At 65.5% G+C, this 19,864-nt stretch carries 20 protein-coding genes and 1 pseudogene; 7 read left to right on the top strand and 14 right to left on the bottom strand.

The features are described 5' to 3' along the window. Nucleotides 1-11: 11 nt before the first annotated feature. The 7 genes from GH815_RS15885 to GH815_RS15855 all read right to left on the bottom strand — a co-directional run bounded on the left by GH815_RS15885 (nt 12) and on the right by GH815_RS15855 (nt 7,843). Complete coding sequence (locus GH815_RS15885) at nt 12-1,916, bottom strand: heavy metal translocating P-type ATPase (protein WP_153749741.1); 1,905 nt, start codon at nt 1,914-1,916, stop codon at nt 12-14. After that, on the bottom strand, nt 1,913-2,908 hold the full coding sequence (locus GH815_RS15880; protein WP_153749740.1) for an FAD:protein FMN transferase: 996 nt from the start codon (nt 2,906-2,908) through the stop codon (nt 1,913-1,915). Before GH815_RS15880 ends, GH815_RS15885 begins: the two co-directional genes overlap by 4 nt. Beyond that, nucleotides 2,889-5,093: a PepSY domain-containing protein gene (locus GH815_RS15875; RefSeq protein ID WP_153749739.1), complete on the bottom strand. Its 2,205-nt coding sequence runs from the start codon at nt 5,091-5,093 to the stop codon at nt 2,889-2,891. Before GH815_RS15875 ends, GH815_RS15880 begins: the two co-directional genes overlap by 20 nt. A gap of 12 nt (nt 5,094-5,105) precedes the next feature. Continuing rightward, entirely contained in the window at nt 5,106-5,576 is a 471-nt protein-coding gene (locus GH815_RS15870; RefSeq protein ID WP_153749738.1) for a DUF2271 domain-containing protein, read from the bottom strand. Nucleotides 5,577-5,626: 50 nt separating this feature from the next. Beyond that, nucleotides 5,627-5,989 carry a hypothetical protein gene (locus GH815_RS15865; protein ID WP_153749737.1) on the bottom strand — a complete coding sequence of 121 codons (363 nt, stop codon included), beginning with the start codon at nt 5,987-5,989 and terminating at the stop codon, nt 5,627-5,629. 182 nt (nt 5,990-6,171) lie between these two features. After that, nucleotides 6,172-7,527 (bottom strand): ferredoxin reductase family protein, encoded by a 1,356-nt coding sequence (locus tag GH815_RS15860; protein WP_153749736.1) that lies wholly within the window; start codon nt 7,525-7,527, stop codon nt 6,172-6,174. After that, nucleotides 7,520-7,843 (bottom strand): PepSY domain-containing protein, encoded by a 324-nt coding sequence (locus GH815_RS15855; RefSeq protein ID WP_132696377.1) that lies wholly within the window; start codon nt 7,841-7,843, stop codon nt 7,520-7,522. Before GH815_RS15855 ends, GH815_RS15860 begins: the two co-directional genes overlap by 8 nt. A 144-nt stretch (nt 7,844-7,987) precedes the next feature. Between GH815_RS15855 and GH815_RS15850 the strand changes: the two genes are divergently transcribed. After that, the gene (locus tag GH815_RS15850; protein WP_153749735.1) at nt 7,988-8,647 is read left to right on the top strand and encodes a response regulator transcription factor; all 660 of its coding nucleotides are present in this window, start codon (nt 7,988-7,990) and stop codon (nt 8,645-8,647) included. Then, nucleotides 8,644-10,020 (top strand): ATP-binding protein, encoded by a 1,377-nt coding sequence (locus GH815_RS15845; protein WP_153749734.1) that lies wholly within the window; start codon nt 8,644-8,646, stop codon nt 10,018-10,020. The genes GH815_RS15850 and GH815_RS15845 overlap by 4 nt, the downstream gene beginning before the upstream one ends. A 34-nt stretch (nt 10,021-10,054) precedes the next feature. On the opposite strand, the gene GH815_RS15840 is transcribed toward GH815_RS15845, so the two are convergent. Next, nucleotides 10,055-10,414: a hypothetical protein gene (locus tag GH815_RS15840; protein ID WP_153749733.1), complete on the bottom strand. Its 360-nt coding sequence runs from the start codon at nt 10,412-10,414 to the stop codon at nt 10,055-10,057. 30 nt (nt 10,415-10,444) lie between these two features. On the opposite strand from GH815_RS15840, the gene GH815_RS19435 reads away from it, so the two are divergent. The 5 genes and pseudogenes from GH815_RS19435 to GH815_RS15820 all read left to right on the top strand — a co-directional run bounded on the left by GH815_RS19435 (nt 10,445) and on the right by GH815_RS15820 (nt 15,127). Continuing rightward, nucleotides 10,445-10,570, top strand: a complete 126-nt coding sequence (locus GH815_RS19435; protein WP_281354804.1) for a hypothetical protein — start codon at nt 10,445-10,447, stop codon at nt 10,568-10,570. Between the two features lie 16 nt (nt 10,571-10,586). Continuing rightward, nucleotides 10,587-10,973, top strand: a complete 387-nt coding sequence (locus tag GH815_RS15835; protein ID WP_153749732.1) for a DUF302 domain-containing protein — start codon at nt 10,587-10,589, stop codon at nt 10,971-10,973. Nucleotide 10,974: 1 nt separating this feature from the next. Then, nucleotides 10,975-11,736: a TVP38/TMEM64 family protein gene (locus GH815_RS15830; RefSeq protein ID WP_153749731.1), complete on the top strand. Its 762-nt coding sequence runs from the start codon at nt 10,975-10,977 to the stop codon at nt 11,734-11,736. Continuing rightward, nucleotides 11,726-14,059, top strand: coding sequence for a heavy metal translocating P-type ATPase (locus GH815_RS15825; protein ID WP_153749730.1), 2,334 nt, complete (start codon nt 11,726-11,728; stop codon nt 14,057-14,059). Before GH815_RS15830 ends, GH815_RS15825 begins: the two co-directional genes overlap by 11 nt. A gap of 67 nt (nt 14,060-14,126) precedes the next feature. Beyond that, a pseudogene (locus GH815_RS15820) lies at nt 14,127-15,127 on the top strand (DUF808 domain-containing protein). A gap of 350 nt (nt 15,128-15,477) precedes the next feature. On the opposite strand, the gene GH815_RS15815 reads toward GH815_RS15820, so the two are convergent. From GH815_RS15815 to GH815_RS15790, 6 genes are all read right to left on the bottom strand, one after another. Further along, nucleotides 15,478-15,648 carry a DUF1328 domain-containing protein gene (locus GH815_RS15815; RefSeq protein WP_132696712.1) on the bottom strand — a complete coding sequence of 57 codons (171 nt, stop codon included), beginning with the start codon at nt 15,646-15,648 and terminating at the stop codon, nt 15,478-15,480. 198 nt (nt 15,649-15,846) lie between these two features. Further along, nucleotides 15,847-17,418, bottom strand: coding sequence for an IS66 family transposase (tnpC, locus tag GH815_RS15810; RefSeq protein WP_153749729.1), 1,572 nt, complete (start codon nt 17,416-17,418; stop codon nt 15,847-15,849). Nucleotides 17,419-17,472: 54 nt separating this feature from the next. Further along, nucleotides 17,473-17,826: an IS66 family insertion sequence element accessory protein TnpB gene (gene tnpB / locus GH815_RS15805; RefSeq protein WP_153749728.1), complete on the bottom strand. Its 354-nt coding sequence runs from the start codon at nt 17,824-17,826 to the stop codon at nt 17,473-17,475. Beyond that, nucleotides 17,823-18,218, bottom strand: a complete 396-nt coding sequence (gene tnpA / locus GH815_RS15800; protein WP_246176488.1) for an IS66-like element accessory protein TnpA — start codon at nt 18,216-18,218, stop codon at nt 17,823-17,825. Before tnpA ends, tnpB begins: the two co-directional genes overlap by 4 nt. Nucleotides 18,219-18,601: 383 nt before the next feature. Continuing rightward, nucleotides 18,602-18,799 (bottom strand): CsbD family protein, encoded by a 198-nt coding sequence (locus GH815_RS15795; protein WP_153749726.1) that lies wholly within the window; start codon nt 18,797-18,799, stop codon nt 18,602-18,604. A 220-nt stretch (nt 18,800-19,019) separates the two neighbouring features. Next, nucleotides 19,020-19,460, bottom strand: a complete 441-nt coding sequence (locus tag GH815_RS15790) for a DUF1523 family protein (RefSeq protein ID WP_132696666.1) — start codon at nt 19,458-19,460, stop codon at nt 19,020-19,022. Nucleotides 19,461-19,864 lie beyond the last annotated feature (404 nt).

Raw genomic sequence — 19,864 nt, 5'->3', positions numbered from 1 at the left:
AGCCTTTCGAACTAAGCGGCGCTAGATTTGGACTGCGGCAGGTGCCTCGCCGTTGCATCGGACGGGCGGCTCGCTGTCTGTCCAGGCACGATCCTGAGCGCCCGCAATGCGTTCAGGATGACGGCAACATCGATGACTTCCTGCAGAAGCGCGCCTTGCACGGGCGTCAGATACCCAAAGGCGGCGGCGATCATGCCAAGGACCGAGAGACCGATCCCGGCAGCGACGCTTTCCAGGGCGATGCGGCGGGACCGTTGCGCGATCTCGATGCCTGGCAGAAGGCGATCCAGGTGATCCACCAGCAGCACGACATCGGCCGCCTCGGCCGAAGCTGCCGCCCCGCGCGCTCCCATGGCGACGCCGATGTCAGCGGCGGCCAGCGCGGGCGCATCGTTGACGCCATCGCCGACCATCATCACCGGGCCATTCTTGTGCTCTGCCAGAACCAGCATCACCTTCTGATCTGGAGTGAGATCGGACCGCACGGCGTCGAGCCCCAAACCCTCCGTCACAGCCTCTGCCACGGCACGGCGGTCGCCCGTCGCCATCAGAATGCGGCTGATCCCCAGCTTGCGCAAACCTGCAAGCAAGTCGGCGGTGCCGGCGCGCAGCGCGTCCGCCATGACGAGATGGCCCATGAGCCTCCCGTCCACAGCAAGCGAGACGACAACCGATCCGGCCTCGACGACCGACGCGTCAGGGTCGGGCACGCCGGCCTGACTGGCCACGAACCCCGCACCTCCCACCACGACGCGCCGCCCGTCGACGGTTCCGACGACGCCGCCGCCCGCCGTCTCGACCACGTCTTGAGGCACGGGCAAGGCGACACCGCGCGCCTGCGCCGCCGCGACGATTGCCTGCGCGATCGGGTGCTTGGAGGCCTGATCGAGGGCAGCGGCGAAATACAGAACCTCGTCCTCGGACATCTCGCCCTGCCGGTCGATGGACACGATCTGTGGTCGCCCATCCGTCAGCGTGCCGGTCTTGTCGAGGATCAACGTCTTGATCCGGGCCAGCGCCTCGAGCGGCCTGCCACCCTTGATCAACACCCCGAAATGGGCCGCCCGCGAAAGCCCGGCCACCAGCGCCACCGGCACGGCAAGGATCAGCGGACAGGGTGTCGCGACCACCAGCACCGCAACTGCGCGGATCGGATCTCCGGTGAACCACCAGGCCGCTGTCGCCAGTGTCACCGTGACGATCAGGAACAGGAGGGAATACCGGTCGGCCAGCCGGGCCATCGGCGCCTTGGACTTCTGCGCCTCCTCGACCAACCGGACGATCCCGGCATAGGTGCTGTCGGCAGCTCTTCGCGTGACCCGGAGATCGAAAGCCTCGCCCGCATTGGTTGAGCCGCTCATCACGTCGTGCCCGTGCTCCAGCCGGGCGGGCATCGACTCGCCCGTCAGCGCGGACTGGTCCAACATCGCGCCCGCGCTCTCGACTGTCCCGTCCACGGGGGCAACGTCACCCTGGCGGATCAGCAGAAGGTCGCCCGGGGCGATGTCGTCCAGCGGCACCTCGTCGAGGGCACCGTTGCGGTGACGGGTGGCGGTCCGGGGCACGCGGGACAACAGGTCACTCATCTCGCGCCGGGCACGACCCTGCGCGAAGCTTTCGAGGAAGGTGCCGCCGGAGTACATCAACGCGACCACCGCCGCAGCCAGCGTCTCGCCGAACAGAAGTGCTGCCGACATCGACAGCGCCGCCACGATGTCGAGCCCGACCTCGCCCTTCCAGAGGCTGCGCACGATCTCGACGCAGAGGGCCGCAAGGACCGGGACGACACCTGCCGTCCACGCGATCGTGGCAAAATCCGGCTGCCCCACCAGCCAAAATGCAAGGCCGGAAACCAGACCAAGCAATGCCAGGCCCAAAAGGACGACGTTCAGGCGATCATGAAACAAAGCTGTCATATGGTGCTTATCCCGGCGTCAACCACGCGCTCGGGGCCTGGACGGGTCTCGAACAGCCGTCCAACTCGCGTTTCGCGAAGCAGAGCGCCCTCACGATCAATGAAGAGAACGCTCAGATTGCTTCTACGCGCCAATTGACCGCCCTCCAAGCTCCCTTTCACCATGCACGCTGTAGCCCAGGCGTCAGCCTCGGCACATGTCCTTGCTACGACCGTGACCGAGGCGGTCGAGGCGAGTATGGGTGCGCCGCGGTTCGGGTCCATGGTGTGCGACAGGCGCCGGCCCTGAACCTCGACCCAGTGGCGATAGTCCCCTGAGGTGGCCACGGCGGCGCCCTGAAGCGCCAAGATGGAATGGGGAGCACGGCGATCCGCGTCCGGGGCCTCGACGGCGATTGTCCATGCTTGCCCATCTGGTCGAAGCCCGAGCGCACGCATTTCGCCGTCAATGCCAACAAGAGCATCGTCGATGCCGTGCGCCACCAGCGTCTCCGCCAGCCTGTCGACGCCATACCCCTTCGCGATGCCGTTCAGGTCCAGTGCAACCGGGGACGTCTTTCGGACAAGGCCGTTGCCCGCGTTGATCTCCAACGCCTCATGCGCGGGCACCCGGTCGGTCCTCATCGCGGTGCGGATGCGGTCGGGTGTCGCTGCAAGCGGCCCGAAACCCCATGCGGTCACCACATCGCCCATGCCGATATCGAAGGCTCCGTCCGAGGCGCGCCCGATCTCGAGTCCGAGCCGCAAAACCTGCCCGAGCCGATCCGGCACCGCCACCCACGCGCCCACCGGCGCCGCGTTCAGGCGCATGAGATCGCTGTCGGGCTTCCAAGTGGACATCTGCGCATTCACCTCATCGACGGCGGCCTGCAGCGCTGCGCGGACCGGCTCGGGGTCGAAACCCGCTTGCGCGAAGAACAGCGCGGACCAGCGCGTGCCCATGGTCGGACCGTTCAGCGCATGGCGCATCGGTTCAGTACACATCTTCGACATAGCGTCCCTCGGCTTTCAGTGCTGCGGGCGAGAGCCCGGTGGGAGCAAGGATGTCAGCGAGCGCGTCGGCGACGCCCGCGGCCATGTCGCGCCCGCCGCAGACCAACACCCGCGCACCATCCCTGATCAGCCGGGCCACCTCGGCAGCCTCATTGCGGAGCGCGTCCTGGACGTAATGCGGCCGCGCCCCGCGCGAGACGGCGGTTACAAGCTGGACCAGATGGCCCTCGTCCTGCCAGACGGGCATCTCCTCACCGTAGAGGAAGTCGCTGTCCGGGTGACGCATCCCGAAGAAAAGGTGGATGGGCCGCCGCCTGGTGTTGCCGCGCACGAAACCCGCCAACGGGCCGATGCCGGTTCCGGCGCCGATCAGGATCAGCGGCGCTTTGCCTCGGCCCGGTTGGAACCCCGGATTGCGGCGCAGGAATGCGGTGACGGTTTGCCCGGGTTCCAGCGCGGTCAGTTGGCCGGAACACAGTCCGCCAGGCTGCTTCTTCACCACGATCTCGACGAACCCGTCGCGGCGCGCGGAGGCGAGCGAGTAGAGGCGCGGTACGGGTGATCCCTCGGGCAGGATGCCGATCAGGTCGCCTGCGGTGAAGCGTGCGAAGGCCGCTCCAGTCAGACGCTGCCACAGAGTCGCCTTCGGCAGAGCGAAGCGCAGGATCGCGGTCGGGGCCTGAACCTCGTTTCCGTAGTCGCGGCGCGAGATCAGCGTGAGCGTCTCGGTGGCAGGCAGAACCGGCTGATGGGCGAGTTCAAGGTCGATCCCCAGCACTTTCCCGAGGCCGCGGCCCCAGCGTGCGAAGTCCTGCGGTGACTGGCGGTCGATTGTGTCCAGCGGCAGAAGTTCGGACCAGCCTTTCGCACGGGCAGCCTCGGACACGGCCTTCGCGAAGGCGCAATAGGCCGGGAAGCTTCGATCGCCGAAGCCGAGAACAGCCACGGGGGCCCCGGGGGCGTGGTCGAGGGTCGCAAGGCGGCTCAGGAAACCCTTGGCCGAGGCCGGTGAATCGCCATCACCATAGGTCGCCGCGAGGACAATGATCCGCCTCGCGCTGGTGTAGCGGTCCGGCGAGAAGGCCGACATGGGTGCTGCGTACACGCTCTGCCCGGCGCGGCTCAGCGCGGCATGAAGCGTCGCGGCGAAACCCCAAGTGCTGCCGCCCTCGCTGCCGACGAGCAGGATCGTCTCGGCCCGACCGGCGGGCTGATTGCCCCGGATGCGCGGCCGCTCCCTCCGTCCTGCGAGCCAGACGACAACGCCAGTCACGCCCATGGCCGGGACGCCGAGCGCCATCAGGCCCAGAACGAGGCCAAGCGTCGCCGCTCCCTGTCCGGTGTGCAGCATGTAAATGGTCTCTGATACGCGTTCCCACCCGGCAAGGTCGGTCCAGGCCAGCAGCGCACCGGTGCCCTGATCGAGATACCCGGTCCCCTGGTCGGTCTTCAGCGTGAAGACGTCCGTCGCATCGCCGGGATAGGGAAAGCTCAACTCCCGCAGTTCGTCGACGGGCGTCTCCACTAGAAGGGGCATCTGACCAGGTGCGAACGCCGCCTCACCGCTCACCTCAACCGGCATGGCTGGCACGCCGCCACCGGGAAGCAGATCGAATGTGGACGCCGTCATCCACAGGGCGGTGGTAGACGACAGGACAAGGCCGACCACCGCGATGCGGGCGATCTCGATATGCAGTCGGCCAGCAAGGGGTCCGCGCAGCCGCGTGAACCAGTTCCGCCAACCGCCCACACGCCGGGTGATCAGCAGGACACCAGAGAACGACAGACCCAACATCGCCGCGGCACCCACGGCCATGGCGATGCGCCCGCCATCGCCGAGGAACAGCGAGCGGTGCAGATTGGTAAGCCAGCGTTGCGTCTGGTTAGGGTCGGCGGAGGCCGCACCCTGACCAGTGGCGGGGTCGATCACTGCGGCGCCGGGCGTGCCCTGATCGAACCAGTAGGCCGTGATCCGGCCAGAGGGCGCACGGCGGATTTGCTCGACGCCCGGATAGGCGCCCTGAATGCGATCCGCGAGGGTGGCCACCGTCATGCCCGCCTCGGCCTGCGGCGCGGCAATGCGCTCGGCCGCAGGGAAGACCGACAGCGCCGCGCCGCTCAGGGATAGGACGGTGACGAGAGCCAGAGCCAGAAGACCCGGCCAGCGATGGAGTGCACGGATCATGGCCATCACCCCTCACATGTCGTAGGCGAAGCTGGCGATGTAGCGTCGGCCGGTCACCGGAGTGCCGGCACCAGCGGTCGTCAGCGGGACGGCCACCTCGTTCGGGCTGTCGCGCATGTCCTCGACGGCCGCGTCGATGTGGAGCGTGTAGCCCGCATCGAAAAGCGCGTCGGCCAGATCGAGCGTTATCTCGAGCGTCCGCCCCGCGCCCACGCTGGCGCCGGTGATGCCGTTCACCTGCGCGGTGTCGCCGCCGGTCGCGCGGTACCAGTCGGTCAGGTGCTCGTAGTATTTCGACTTGGTCCCGGCCATCCAGAGGCTGCCCATGTAGGCGCCGGAGGCATCGGTGACGTAGAGCGCGAGATAGGCTCCATCGCCACCGTAGCTGTTGAGAGTCGTGGTCAGCGTCACCGGGCGCGCCATGGCGAGGCCGGGAAGGGTCAGCGCCGTGGTCAGCGCGAGTGTCGCAAGAAGCGATTTCATCGGGTTGGTCCTTGTGTACGAGGTGCGGGGTTCGCGTGCGTCGGGGAGGCTCAGTTCACCTGGACCTGCGGTGGGGCGCCGTTCCCGAAAAGCCCGTTCTGCGGTGGGGCGACGGTGCCGGCGGGCGCGGGATTGGGAGCGCCGCTGCCGCAGTCGTCGTCATCGTCATCGTCGTCGCAGTCTTCGTCGTCATCATCGTCGTCGTGATCACGCCGCGAGCCGTGGCTTTCATCATCGTCGTCATCGTCGTCACTAGCGAGGATGAGGGGCAAGGACTGCGTCGCGTCCTGCCAGATCGCCGCGAAGGGCCGAGGGCTCCCATCGGGGGCGGCGTTCATCGCACTCCAGGCCGTGGTGCCGATCACGGCGGTCAGCGCGGTGGAGGCAACAAGAAGGGTGAGGATCTTTCGCATCGGAGAGTCTCCTTTTCGTTTGATGAGACCGATATGCAGACCCGACCTGAGGCCTTCCTGACGGCGCTGCGATTCTCGCTTCAGCTTGCCGTCAGGAAGAAAAATGCCCCGCCGGTCTGGCGGGGCGGGAAGCTGGGGCGCGAGCGGAGCCTGGTAAGTGCGCCAAACCGATGTTCAGCTCGTCAGGCGAACTCGAAATGCTCGAAGCGGACGCGTCGCGGCGTCTGGTCCAGCGCCTTCAGACCCTTCAGGATCCCATCTTTCAGGCCCGTCGGGCCACAAAACCACAGATCGGCATCCCGGACCGCGAAGGGCGCCATACCGATCAGACGCTCGGCCGTCAGGCGTCCATCACGCGCGGTTGCGACCACCTGAAAGCTGAACCGCGGGTTGCGCGCCGCCGCCGCTTGAAGGATCTCCAACCCGATCGCCTCTTCGGGAGCGCGGACACAATGAACGAGGTGAATGTCTCGCCGCTCCGCCTCGGTCAGGCTTTCCGCCCACGCAAGGAACGGCGTGATGCCGATGCCGCCCGCAAGCCAGATCTGGCGCGCGCCACCCTTGTGGAAGTCGAACCGGCCATAGGGCCCCTCGACCTGCATGCTCATCCCGGTTCGAAGGGCGTCAGGCAAGCGCCGGGTCCAGCCACCCAGCCCCTTGATTGACAGGGTCAGCGCGCCGTCAGAGCGTGGGGCGCTGGCGATCGTGAACGGGTGCGGTTCGGAAAAACCCGCTTCCGGCGCGCGGAAGAAGGCGAACTGCCCAGGCCGCCAGCGCATGGCCCGCCCTTTGGGGCTGAGCGTCAACGCGGTGGTGTCGCCATGTCGGCTGATGTCGCTGACCGTATACTCCCTGCGCCGCAGGCGCGGTGCAACGAATTCGGTATGCACCCAGGCGATCACTCCACCGAGCCCGAACGTGTTCAGCATCACCGACAGCGACGGATCGACCCCGGTCGGCATGTCGACGAAGAACTGGTGAAACACGATGACAGCGAAAAGGACGCCCATGAACCGATGGCTGAACCGCCATAACTGATAGGGAATCTCCAGTGGGGTGAAGGGTAATCGCCGGAACCAGCTGATCGCGATCAGCACGAGCAGCGCATTGAAGGCGAACTCCCCTGCCTCCTCGGCCAGCTCCCCCAGCCCGGTCTCGCGCACCGCCCGCTCGAAATCGGGCTCGATCTGCTGGTGCAGGATCATCAGGACCATCGCGGAGATGCCCAGCCACTTGTGGACCCGGTACATGCGGTCGAGCCCACCGAACATCGGCTCCAGCAGACGCGGTCGTGAGGCAAGGATCAGGGTCTGGCTCATGGCGACCACCGCCGCGGCCCCGACGGCAATACCGATGGCTGCCTCCGAACCGTAGGACGCATACGTGGTGAAGCCGAGCAGCCCCGCCAGAACGCACATCAGGGCGACCAGCAAGGGGCCAGACAGGTTCAGAACGTCGCCAACGGCTGTCGTCCAGGAAATTGACGACCGGACTGGCCCCACGTTGACGCTCTTTGCGGGCTGCGCCAGATCAGTCATCGCTTCGCTGCTCCCGATCCCTGCGAGAGCGATCGTCTTCGTCCTCATCGTCTTCGTATTCGAACTCGATGACTTCCAGCGTGGCGGGATGAACCGTCACCTCGATCTGGCGCCCCTCGGCATCCCGGCCGTCGATCTCGTAGCAGCCGTCGTCGATCTTGATGCGGCGCACGGTCCAGCCGTTGTCTTCGGCGAGGCGCTGAACGGCATCCCTCGGCTGCCAGTCCGCCATGGGCACGAAGCAGTCGTCATCGGCAAGCGCTACCCCCGCCGGGAAGGCCGCGAGAAAGCCGAGAATTGTCAATGTCTTCTTCATGGGGCAAACTCCTCGTGGCACGCCTCTTGATGCAACACATGCGCGGCGAAGCTGACGGGAGCCTGAAACTCGGAGCCCGGCGGTGTCAGCTTAGCGTCAGCCAGACAAGTCATGGAGGGTCATCGGGAAAGGATCGGGACCAACATGCGCATCCTGCTGATCGAGGACGACACGGTTCTCGGCGCCGCCGTGCGCGATCAGATCGCAGGCGACGGTCAGTCGGTGGACTGGGTCACGCGGCTGGATGCGGCGGGAGATGCCATGGCCGGTGCCGCTTACGATCTCGTGCTGCTCGACCTGATGCTGCCCGATGGCCGCGGCATCACCTTTCTCAGGACCCTGCGCGCGCGCGGCGACGTGACACCCGTGATCATCCTGACCGCGCTCGACCAGGTGTCGGACCGGATCGACGGATTGAATGCCGGGGCCGACGACTATCTCGTGAAGCCGTTCGACCTGTCGGAACTCTCGGCGCGCATCGGCTCGGTCGCGCGGCGCTACAGCGGCAATCCGAACCCGATCATCAGCCACGGCACGCTGGACATCGACCTTGCCGCGCGCAGCATATCGCGCGACGGCAGACCGGTCACGCTGACGGCGCGCGAATGGGCGCTGTTCGAGGCGCTCCTGTCCCGCCCGGGGCAGCTTCTGTCGAAGGCGCAGCTGGAAGAGAAGCTCTACGCCTTCGACGCCGAAGTCGAAAGCAACACCATCGAGGTCCATGTCAGCCGCCTGCGCAAGAAGCTCGGGCCACACGTCATCGAGACCGAGCGCGGCATGGGTTACCGCCTGGGCAAGCCATGAGAGGCCCGGCGAGCCTGCAGGCCCGGCTCGGGCTGGTCCTTGGCATTCTGTTGACCGCGCTCTGGATCGCGGCCGCCTCCGTGACGGCCTTGATCCTGCGGGGCGAGATGGACGAGGTCTTCGACTCCGCGCTGCAGGAAACTGCACAACGCCTGTTGCCGCTGGCCGTCGTGGACATCGTCGGGCGCGAAGAGGATGAAGAGGATGGGGTCACGCAGCGGCTTGGCGCCATCCGCGAGCATGACGAGCTCTTCACCTACATCGTGCGTGACGCCGGCGGTCGCATCCTGCTTCAGTCGCACGCGGCCGACGTGGCGGTTTTTCCGGCTTACGACGGCCCGGGCTTCCGCCAGACCGCAACCCACCGGCTCTACAACGAAGACGCGCTGCAGGGGACGGTCAGGATCACGGTCGCTGAACCCCTGGCGCACCGCGCCTCTGTCGCACGCGAGATACAGATGGGTCTGGGGCTGCCCCTGCTGATCGTGGTGCCCCTGGCGTTGCTGTCCATCGTTTTCGCCGTCAAGGCGAGCCTCGCACCCCTTCGACGCTTCGGCGAACGGTTGGATGCGCGCAATGCCCGCGATCTGTCACCCGTTCCGGACGGTGACATCCCGTCCGAAATCGCTCCTGTGGCAGCCACCCTCAACAGGCTGCTCGACCGGCTGAAGGCCGCCTTTGATGCCGAACGAAGCTTTGCCGCGAACGCCGCGCATGAGCTTCGCACGCCCTTGGCCGGCGCCATCGCCCAAGTCCAGCGCCTGCAGTCGGAAACTGGCGACACGGCCGCCAAGGCGCGGGCGGTCGAAATAGAAGCGACTCTCAAGCGACTGACCCGGCTGTCCGAACGCCTGATGCAACTCGCGCGGGCCGAAGGCGGACAGCTTCGCCTGGATCGATGCTCCGATCTCAGGATCGTTGCACGTCTGGTGGTCGACGATGTCGCCCGAACTGGATCGCCTGGCCGCATAGCGTTGACGCTGCCGGAGGCACCGGTGATGTCGGACCTCGATCCCGACGCCTTTGGGATCCTGTGTCGAAACCTCGTGGAGAACGCTCTGCGACATGGCTCGGACGCCGCCCCGGTCGACGTGACCTTGACGCGGGATGGCCAGTTGATCGTCGCGAACGACGGGCCCGTCCTGCCACCTGAAACTCTGGACCGTCTCACAGCCCGCTTTGAGCGCGCGGGCGCAAGTGCAGATGGCAGCGGGCTGGGTCTCGCGATTGTTGCCGCCATTGCGGATCGCATCGAAAGCCCGCTGGTTCTGAGATCCCCGCGTCCCGGCGCTGCTTCGGGGTTTCAGGCGTCCATCAAATTGCCGGGAGACAATTCCAGTGCTTCGTCGCGGTCAAGCTTGTCCACACGCTGAACACCTGCGAACAGGCGAGGGCAGATCAGGCTCGTCACGCTGTTGTTGTTTTCCGGACGACCCAAGGGGATGATCTTGCGGCGTTCGGGGTGATGCTGAGCATGGGGTCGATCACCTCCTTGTCCATGTGGGCGAATGGCTTGCCCCTCATGTCGCGGCTCTTTGTCTGCCACTCGTCCTTCCGCTCATCCAGAACGGCGCCGATCAGGTGCGTGATGGAGGCCTCGTTCGGGATCGGGCCCCGAGCTGGATGCGGCATCGTCACCACATGCCACACTTCGCCACCAACGTGAAGCCCGAGGTCGCGGTCGTGGCTCGGGCCCAACACACCGGCCCCAAGAAGCACTGTGGCGTCCTGCCCCATGTTGTGGCGAGCTGCGATGAAACGGCGCATCCGAATTCTGAGGATCAGGGGGATGGGATGATGAACTGGAACGACATGGGCTCCGGAATGGGTTTCGGAATGGAATTTGGCTGGCTCTTCGGCCTGCTGATCCTTTTGCTGGTGGTTTTGGCCATCGCGGCGCTCATCAAATATCTTCGGAAATGAGAGAAAGGACTTCTCAATGGCCTATACGATCAATCGAATGATCTCCGCGTCGAGTATCGACGACGTCGACGCACGCGCGCGCAAGGCGTTGGCTGACCATGGCTTCGGCGTCCTGACCGAGATCGACGTCAAGGCGACGATGAAGAAGAAGCTCGATGTCGAGATGCCCGCCTATCGCATACTCGGCGCTTGCAACCCGAAGATGGCGCATCAGGCCATCGGGATCGAACCGCGCGTGGGTGCGATGCTCCCCTGCAACGTCATCCTGCGCGAGGTGGGGGGCGGCGTGGAAGTCAGCGCCATCGATCCTGTGGCGTCGATGCAGGCCATCGAGAACGCCGAACTGACGGCCGTGGCGGGCGAGGTGCGCGACCTCCTGGCGAAGGCCGTCGCGGCGGTCTGAGATGAGGCTGCGCGCCACCATTCTCGCGGGCCTTGCGATCCTCGGCATCGGACTGCTCGCTGTCTGGCAGTTCGCGCCTTCGGCATTCGCCGAGGCGCACAGTCTTCTGGACGTCGAGCGTCTGGAAATGCTGGTGGCGCGCGCCGGTCTCTGGGGGCCGGTCCTGATAGTCACTCTCATGACCCTTGCAGTCGTAGCCAGCCCCATCCCGAGCGCGCCGATCGCACTGGTGGCCGGAACGGCCTACGGACATCTCTGGGGGACCGTGCAGGTCGTTATTTGCGCGGAGCTTGGGGCACTGATCGCCTTCGGTCTCGCACGGGTTCTGGGGCATGATGTCTTGCGGCGGGTGTTCGGCGACCACGTCGATGCCGGGCTTCTCGGCTCGCAGACCGGGTTGACGGCGACGGTTTTTTCCAGCCGCCTGAAGCCCTTCGAGTCCTTCGACATGATCAGCTATGCGGCCTGGCTTAGGCGACTGCACGCCTGGCGTTTCGCACTAGCGACGCTGGCGGGCATCATCCCAGCAAGCTTCCTGCTCGCCCAATTCGGTGGCGAAGCGGTCAGCGGAGACCTGGGACGCGCGACGTGGGCTGTGCTTGGCCTCGGCCTGGTCGCCGGATTGCCGCTGCTCTGGGTGGCGATGCAGGGAAGGCCCGAAGATGACGCGCATGACCGACGTTCAAAAGGGCTTGAGCTTCCAATGAGTCGAAGCCGCAAACTGAAACGCGATACTGAAAGGCTGGCAGACCATGGAGCATGATCATCATCACGCGGCGCCTGAAATTCCGGCGGGGACCGAGACGGCGATGGACCCGGTCTGCGGGATGACGGTCGCGGTCAAGACGGACGGGCGTCACGCCGCGTTCCAGGGCGAGACCTTTCATTTCTGCTCCGAGAAGTGCCAGACGAAGTTCAAGGCGGATCCGTGGTTCTACGCTTCCGGCCGGGCCGCGGGACAGAAGAAGGCCGCTCCGGCCAACGTCCAGTACACCTGCCCGATGCATCCGGAGATCGTTCGCGATGCACCGGGATCCTGCCCGATCTGCGGCATGGCGCTGGAGCCGATGGTCCCCTCGGACGAGCCGAGCGAGGAGTTGACCGACTTCACGCGGCGGATGTGGATCTCGGCGGCGGCTGCGGTGCCGCTCATCATCCTGACGATGGGTGAACTGGTCGCGCTGCCAGTGCGCGACTGGATCGGGCATCAGACCGCCAGCTATCTTGAATTCGTGCTTGCCACGCCAATCATCCTCTGGGCCGCCTTGCCCTTCTTCCGGCGCGGCTGGGACTCGATCGTGAACCGCAGCCCCAACATGTGGACGCTGATCAGCATCGGCGTGGCGGCGGCCTACCTTTACTCGCTCGTAGCCACGTTCCTGCCGGGTGTCTTTCCGGACCAATACCGGATGGGCCACGGCGTCGGCACCTATTTCGAGGCGGCCGTGGTGATCGTCACCTTGGTCTTCGTGGGCCAGGTGCTGGAACTGCGGGCACGCGAACGCACCGGGGATGCGATCCGCGCACTTCTGGACCTCGCGCCCAAGACCGCGCGGCGCATCCTGCCGGATGGCACGGAGTACGACGCGCCGCTCGAGAACGTCATGGAGGGGGACAGGCTGCGGGTGCGCCCCGGTGATGCGGTCCCGGTGGACGGGACTGTGATCGAGGGCCGCTCATCGCTCGATGAAAGCATGCTGACCGGCGAGTCGATGCCCGTCGAAAAGGGTCCGGGCGATGCGGTGACCGGGGCCACGATCAACAAGAACGGCTCTCTGGTGATCGAGGCGGGCAAGGTCGGGTCCGACACTGTGCTGGCGCAGATCGTGGCCATGGTGTCGAACGCGCGCCGGTCGCGCGCGCCGATCCAGGGTCTGGCCGACCGTGTTTCGGCGGTGTTCGTGCCGACGGTGGTCGCTATCGCCGTAATAGCCTTCGTCGTCTGGCTGACCGTCGGCCCCGAACCTGCGCTGGTCTTCGCCATAGCATCCGCCGTTTCGGTCCTCATCATTGCCTGTCCCTGTGCGCTCGGACTCGCGACGCCGATCTCCATCACCACGGCCGCGGGGCGCGGCGCGCAGGCGGGCGTGCTGATCAAGGACGCCGAGGCGCTGGAGCGCATGGCGGGTGTCGATACGCTGATCGTCGACAAGACCGGCACCCTGACCATGGGCAAGCCGAAGCTGACCGATACGGTTGCGCTCGGGGACGTCACCGAGACCGACCTGCTGTCGCTGGCCGCTGCCCTCGAGCGCGGTTCGGAGCACCCGCTGGCCGAAGCGATCGTCGAAGGGGCGGAGGCGCAGGGTGCGGCGCGTCTGGAAGCGACCGACTTCGAGGCCGTCACCGGCAAGGGCGTGCGTGGCAGTGTCGGGGGACGCGCGGTGGCGCTTGGAAATGCCGCGATGATGCGGGAGATGGGATTGGACACTGGCGCCGCAGAGGCAAAGGCCAACACTCTACGCGCCGAAGGGAAGACGGCGATGTTCATCGCGGTCGATGGTGCGCTTGCCGGCATCGTGGCGGTGGCCGACCCGATCAAGGACTCCACCGCGCAGGCCATCAGGGAACTTCATGCCCAAGGGCTGCGCGTGATCATGGCGACCGGCGACAACGAGCGCACGGCGCAGGCGGTGGCGGGCAAGCTTGGCATCGACGAGGTGCGCGCGGGCATCCTGCCCGAGGCGAAGAAGGACCTGATCGACCAGCTGCGCCGCGACGGCCACAAGATCGCGATGGCGGGCGATGGGGTGAACGACGCCCCGGCACTGGCCGCAGCCGATGTCGGCATCGCCATGGGCACCGGTGCGGATGTGGCGATGGAGAGCGCCGGCATCACCCTGCTGGGCGGCGACCTGATGGGAATCGTGCGAGCGCGCAAGCTGGCCCGCGCCACCCTGCGCAACATCAAGCAGAACCTGTTCTTTGCCTTCGCCTACAACGCTCTTGGCGTCCCCATCGCGGCCGGACTGCTGTATCCCGTCACCGGCCTTTTGCTCTCGCCGATGATCGCCGCGGCGGCCATGAGTCTGTCCTCCGTTTCAGTGATCACGAACGCGCTGCGGCTGCGGCGGATCGATCTGTGAAAGGGTTGGCGGCAGAATCCCGGAACGGTCTAACGGCTACCAGAGTGGGCAGGTTGGAGTATAGCGAATGAGCGGCCTGCTTTCACTGCTCGACGACATAGCCGCGCTTGCCAAGCTCGCGGCTGTTCATATTGACGATGTCGCGTCTCAGGCTTCGCGCGCAGGTGTGAAGATCGCCGGCTCGGTGATCGATGACGCCGCAAAGGCCGGCACAAAATCGCTCGGCGTCGTGATCGACGATGCCGCCGTTACGCCCAAGTACGTTCAGAACCTGCCCGCCGCGCGCGAGCTACCGATGGTCTGGAAGATCGCGCGCGGGTCGATCTTCAACAAGCTGGTCATCCTGCTGCCGGCGGCAATGCTGCTCTCGGCCTTCGCGCCCTGGCTTCTGACGCCCCTGCTGATGCTGGGTGGTACCTATCTGTGTTTCGAAGGGGCGGAGAAGATCCTGCATCTGATCCGCCCCGAGGCCGATCACGGACCCGCGCCCGAAACGCCAACGCCGCGCACCTGGAGGCCGACCGTGTCGCGGGGGCGATCAAGACGGACTTCATACTCTCTGCCGAGATCATGACCATCGCGTTGGCGCAGATCACATCCGACAGCCTCTGGGTTACGGGATCGGCCCTCGCGGTAGTCGCCATCGGCATAACCATTCTCGTCTACGGCAGCGTCGCCATTCTGGTTAAAGCAGATGATTTCGGTCTGCGGTTGGCGCAGGTCGGGCGCTGGCCGGTCACACGCTCCCTTGGCGTGGGGATCGTGAAGGCGATGCCCTCCGTGCTGGCAGTGATATCCGCAATCGGCACGGCCGCGATGCTGTGGGTCGGAGGATCGATCGTGATCCATGGCCTGGACGTGCTGGGATGGGGCATGATCGGTCACCAAATCCATGATCTGGCGGCGGGTGCAGCGCGACTGGTTGGCATTGCAGGCGCCGTCGTGCAGTGGACAGTGACCGCCGGTCTGGACGGCCTCTTCGGACTTGCGCTCGGTCTCACAACGATCCCGCTCGTCAAGTACCTGGTGGCGCCCGCCGCCAGGTTAGTCTCGTCGTGGAGGAAGTGAGGCATGCTCCCCGGCACTACATCTCTGCCAAGGTCTGACCTGCAACTGAATCGAGACACGGCTTGAGCCACCCGAAACCGCATCGGAACAGACATCGCCGCCGGACCCCGCCGGGTGCCGCCCCCGGAACATTGACCGTGGCGCCGGAGGCCGTGCATCCGCAGATCCAGACGATTGCCTACGGTGCGGACAGCTTTGAAGAAACCGCGTCCGCGGTCCTCACCGACCTGGCCGCATCTGTGCATGCCCCGGCTGTCCGCTGGATCAATGTCGACGGGCTGGGATCCGGAAGCGAAAGGCCCCGCCGTTTCCGGCGGGGCACGATCATTCCTGTCCCTGCCCAGCATCGATCAGGACTTGCGGCCGCGCATCACGCTCATCACGACCGCGCCCACGAACAGCAGGATGAAGATGAAGAACAGGGTCTGTGCGATCCCCGCCGAGGCCATGGCGATGCCGCCGAAGCCGAAGAGACCGGCCACGAGGGCGAGGAGAAGGAATATGAGAGCCCATTGAAGCATTTTGTCGATCCTTTCCATTCCGGTTGTCCTTGTTAAACGCGGATGCGCGACATTGGTTCCAAGGTTCTGCAAATTGGCCAAGGAAACCGCCGATGCTGTGCACCGGAATCCTGTCTGCGCAAAGAAGACGGCGTTGGGATTTCCCTGTGGGACTGATGACTGGGCCAATGTAAGCGTCGTTGGACGGCCACCCGGTTTTCAGGTTGACGGCTGGTAATTCCACGGGAGCAACTCGTCCAGTCGGCCTTGCGGATGGCCGGCGGCGATGGCTTCGAGGGTGGATTTCAGATAGGCGAAGGGCTCCACGCCGTTGATCTTGCAGGTCTCGATCAGCGAGGCGATGCGGCCCCAGGTTCTGCCGCCCTCGTCATGACCGGCGAAGAGTGCATTCTTGCGATTCAGGGCAATCGGACGAACCAGATTTTCGACATTGTTGGAGTCGATCTCGACGCGGCCGTCGGTCAGGAAGGTCTGCAACCCGTTCCAGTGGTTATGGATATAGGCGAGCTTTTCGCCGAGGCGGGACTTGGCGGAGACGCGCAGGCGTTGCGCTTGCAGCCATTCCCCGAAGGCGGCGACCAGAGGTGCTGAGCGGGCCTTTCGGGCCGACAGGCGCTGGCCGGGGGCGCAACCGCGGATGTCTTTCTCGACGGCATAGAGTTCGGCGATCCGACGCAGGCCCTCGGCGGCGATCTCGGACCCGTCGCGGTCGAAGACCTCTTTCAGCTTGCGCCGCGCATGGGCCCAGCAATGCGCCACGGTGATCGGATCGCCGCCTTTCCGGGACGGCCTGGTCAGCCGGTTATAGCCCGGATATCCGTCGATCTGCAGGATGCCGTCGAAGCCGGTCAGGAAGGTCTCGGCGTTCTGGCCGTGGCGGCCGGGGGCGTAGAAGTAGACCACCCCAGGCGGATCGTCCCCGCCCCATGATCGATCGTCGCGGGCCAGCGCCCAGAGATAGCCGGTTTTCGTCTTTCCCTTCCCCGGGTCCAGCACCGGCGCTGTGGTCTCGTCCATGAAGAGTTTGGTCGACCGTTTCAGATGTTCGGCCAGCCGGTCCACGACCGGTTTCAGGTGGAAGCTCGCGACCCCCACCCAGTCCGCGAGGGTCGAGCGATGAATGTCGATCCCACCGCGCGCCAGGATCTGGCTCTGGCGATACAAGGGCAGATGGTCCGCGTATTTGCTGACCAGCACATGAGCGATGAACGCCTCGGTCGGCAGCCCGCCCTCGATCAGCCGCGCCGGCGCGGGCGCCTGTGTCACGCCGTCAGTGCAGACACGGCAGGCGTATTTCGGGCGGATGGTCTCGATGATCCGGTGCTGGGCGGGGATGATGTCGATGCGGGTGCTGCGATCCTCGCCGATTTTATGCATCAGGCCGCAGCCGCAGGGGCATTCGAGGCTGTCGGGTTCGATCACCTCTTCGATGCGCGGCAGGCTGTCGGGCAGATCCCGGCTCTTGCGTTTGGCCTTCGCCCGTTTTTGCCGGGGGCTGTCGTCGTCGGAAGCCTCTGCCTGCTTCTGTTCCTCGACCTCGGCCAGCGCGGTCTCGAGCTCTTCGAAAGCCAGCTGACGTTCGTCCTCGCTCAGCTTCTCCGATTTCTTGCCATGCAGCGCCTGGTTCAGTTCGGCGATCAGATGTTCCTGCCGACGGGTGATCTCTTCGAGTTCCGGCACGCGGGCGGCACTGGCCTGCAATGCCTCGAACGCAGCCCTGTAGGCCGGTGGCAGAACGGACAGATCGAGATCGTCGAAGGTCGCGGTCATGCCCGGATCATAGCCTGCACAGACCGGACCTGCCTCCCAGATCCGGCGCTTGATTCACTCCGCCGCAGCCGGCCGCCGCGCCTCCAGCGCCTTGACCTTGCGCCAGTCCAGCCCGGAAAACAGCGCCTCGAACTGCGCGTGGTTCAATGTCATCGCGCCGTCCTGGATGGTCGGCCAGGTGAAGGTCGTGTCCTCCAGCCGCTTGTAGGCCATCACCAGCCCGGTCCCGTCCCAGAACAGGATCTTCAGCCGGTCCGCCCGTTTGGGACGGAACACGAAGACCGTGCCGGTGAACGGATCCTCCTTGAGCACGGACTGCACCAGCGCCGCCAGCCCGTCATGCCCCTTGCGGAAATCGACCGGCCGCGTCGCCACCAGGATGCGCACCTTGTGCGAGGGCATCATCATGCCGGTGCCCCGAGCGCCCGCACGATCTCGGCCACCCGCGTGGCCGATGTGGCCGCGTCAAGCCGAAGCAGCACCGCGCCGGAAACAATCTCGATCCGCTCCGCCGACATTGTGTCCTCCGGGACAGCCGGCACCCTCTCTGAGGCGCACAGTACCAGCGGCGCAAACGAAGGTTCGTCATCAAGGGCTGGCAACACAAGCTTCCCGTCGCGGGCCAGGCGCCGCCATTCCGACAAGTGGTTCGGCCGCAGCTCATACTTCGCGGCCACGGAATTCACCGTCGCCCCCGGCAGCAGCGTCTCCGCCACAACCCGCGCCTTCACCTCATCCGGCCAGCGCCGCCGCCCGTCCTCGTAGATCACCACGCCAAGTGAACTGAGAAACTCCGTCATAGTCTCCATGGAGAAAATCCACCCCTGTTAGCCAACAGAGACGGACTCGCAGAACGGAAAAATCACAGGAAGGTGGGGGCAAAACACCGTTTACGGGCCAATGCGTGCGCGTTCAGAAGCATGAGGCAGTCGATCCGCCGCGCCGCTTGACCCGCGGCACCGGGAGCCGGGCTTTCAGACCATTGTGGCCGGGCTGGTGGTCGCGGCGTGCAAAAAGGGCAGCCTTTGCTGCAGGTCGCGTGGCGGGCCGCCGCGACAACCGCACTCGTCCCACGCGGCGCACCCGCGGTCGCCTCTGCCGGTTCCGGGGTGAACGGAGACCGCCCTGCCCGCATGTGCAGGCAGGGCGGCAGGCTAGTGTCAGTGCATGAAGGACCGTCAGATCATTGGCCTTTCAGGAATTCGTCCACCTCTTTCTCGGCGACCTCGCGAGTCTTGCCGTAGCGCGACTGGATCAGCCCTACTAGTTGTTCGCGATTTCCCTCGACCTGGTCGACCTCGTCATCGGTCAGAACCCCCCACGCCTCGCGCACGCGGCCCTTGACCTGCTTCCAGTTGCCTTTCAACTCGTCCATGTTCATCACGTTCTCCTTTCAGATGTTCTACTGGATGTTCAACGCGTGACACCGTTCGACGTTCCCGGCTGCTTGCGGAAAAAATCGCGCAGCCCGGTGTCAGAGACCAGTGTCGGTGCCCGAACCACCGGCCGCGTCCCCGGGAAGCGGGCACACAGACCGACCACCCGGGATCCCGCCGATATCGCCCTGGCCCCTGGACACCCCAGGGCGCGACGTGCGGACGTCAATCGGCTCCGTTCACCTCACTTTCTACGGAGGTGTCCTCCTCCTCCTTCTCCGTCGAAACCGACAGGCAGCGCGCGGGCGCGTCGATGGAGGTCGCGTTCGGAAACATGTCGAGGAAGGGAATGCGCAGTCCATAGCCGTTCACGGTGACGGCCTCCTCGGGGCAGGCGACGGAGACACGGCTTGCCACCGCCTGCAGGTCCGCGGAACCGAACTTGAAGTAGGGTGGAAGTAACCCCGCATCCTCGTTCACGAAAACTAATGTCTCCGATGTGCCGGCGTGGATGGTCTCGATGTGATACTGGATTTCCTGCCCGTCGCCCGTGGTGCCGGTGATCTGCACCTCCCAGGAATCGGGTCCCCAGCGGATCCAGACGGCTGCCAGGACGACCACCACGATCAAACCCAGAATGATCCTTGCCTTGTTTCCCGGTATCATGACTCCGTATCCTTGAACTGTGACCGGGCGCGCTCGACGGCATGCTGACCGCCCCCGACGTCATGTGAATGCGAACCCAACGTCCGGAACGGGATTCGGTTCCATCCCCGAACGCCGCAGGGACGGCGCGCCGCGAACCCGTACAGAGCGCGCCCGCCCGAGTCCTCAACATCAAGCAGGCGCGAATCTCTCCACTCTTCCACGATCCGCCCCGGTCGGCGCTAACATGCGTCAACCTGCGCCGATGTCAGTCGACTTCGGTAACGCTGACTTGGCGGTCTCAACCGGTCGTCGCTACATGGGCAGTTTCGGCGTTCTTGAACACCGTGCGCATTCCGGAGCATCCGGTCGGGCATTCCGACGACATCCGGTCAGCTGTTCCGAAGTATCCGGTCACCGCGAGA

Source organism: Rhodovulum strictum (assembly GCF_009649175.1).
Lineage (GTDB): Bacteria > Pseudomonadota > Alphaproteobacteria > Rhodobacterales > Rhodobacteraceae > Rhodovulum > Rhodovulum strictum.
Note: the sequence above shows the minus strand (reverse complement) of the source record. Positions and strands in the feature narration are given on the sequence as shown.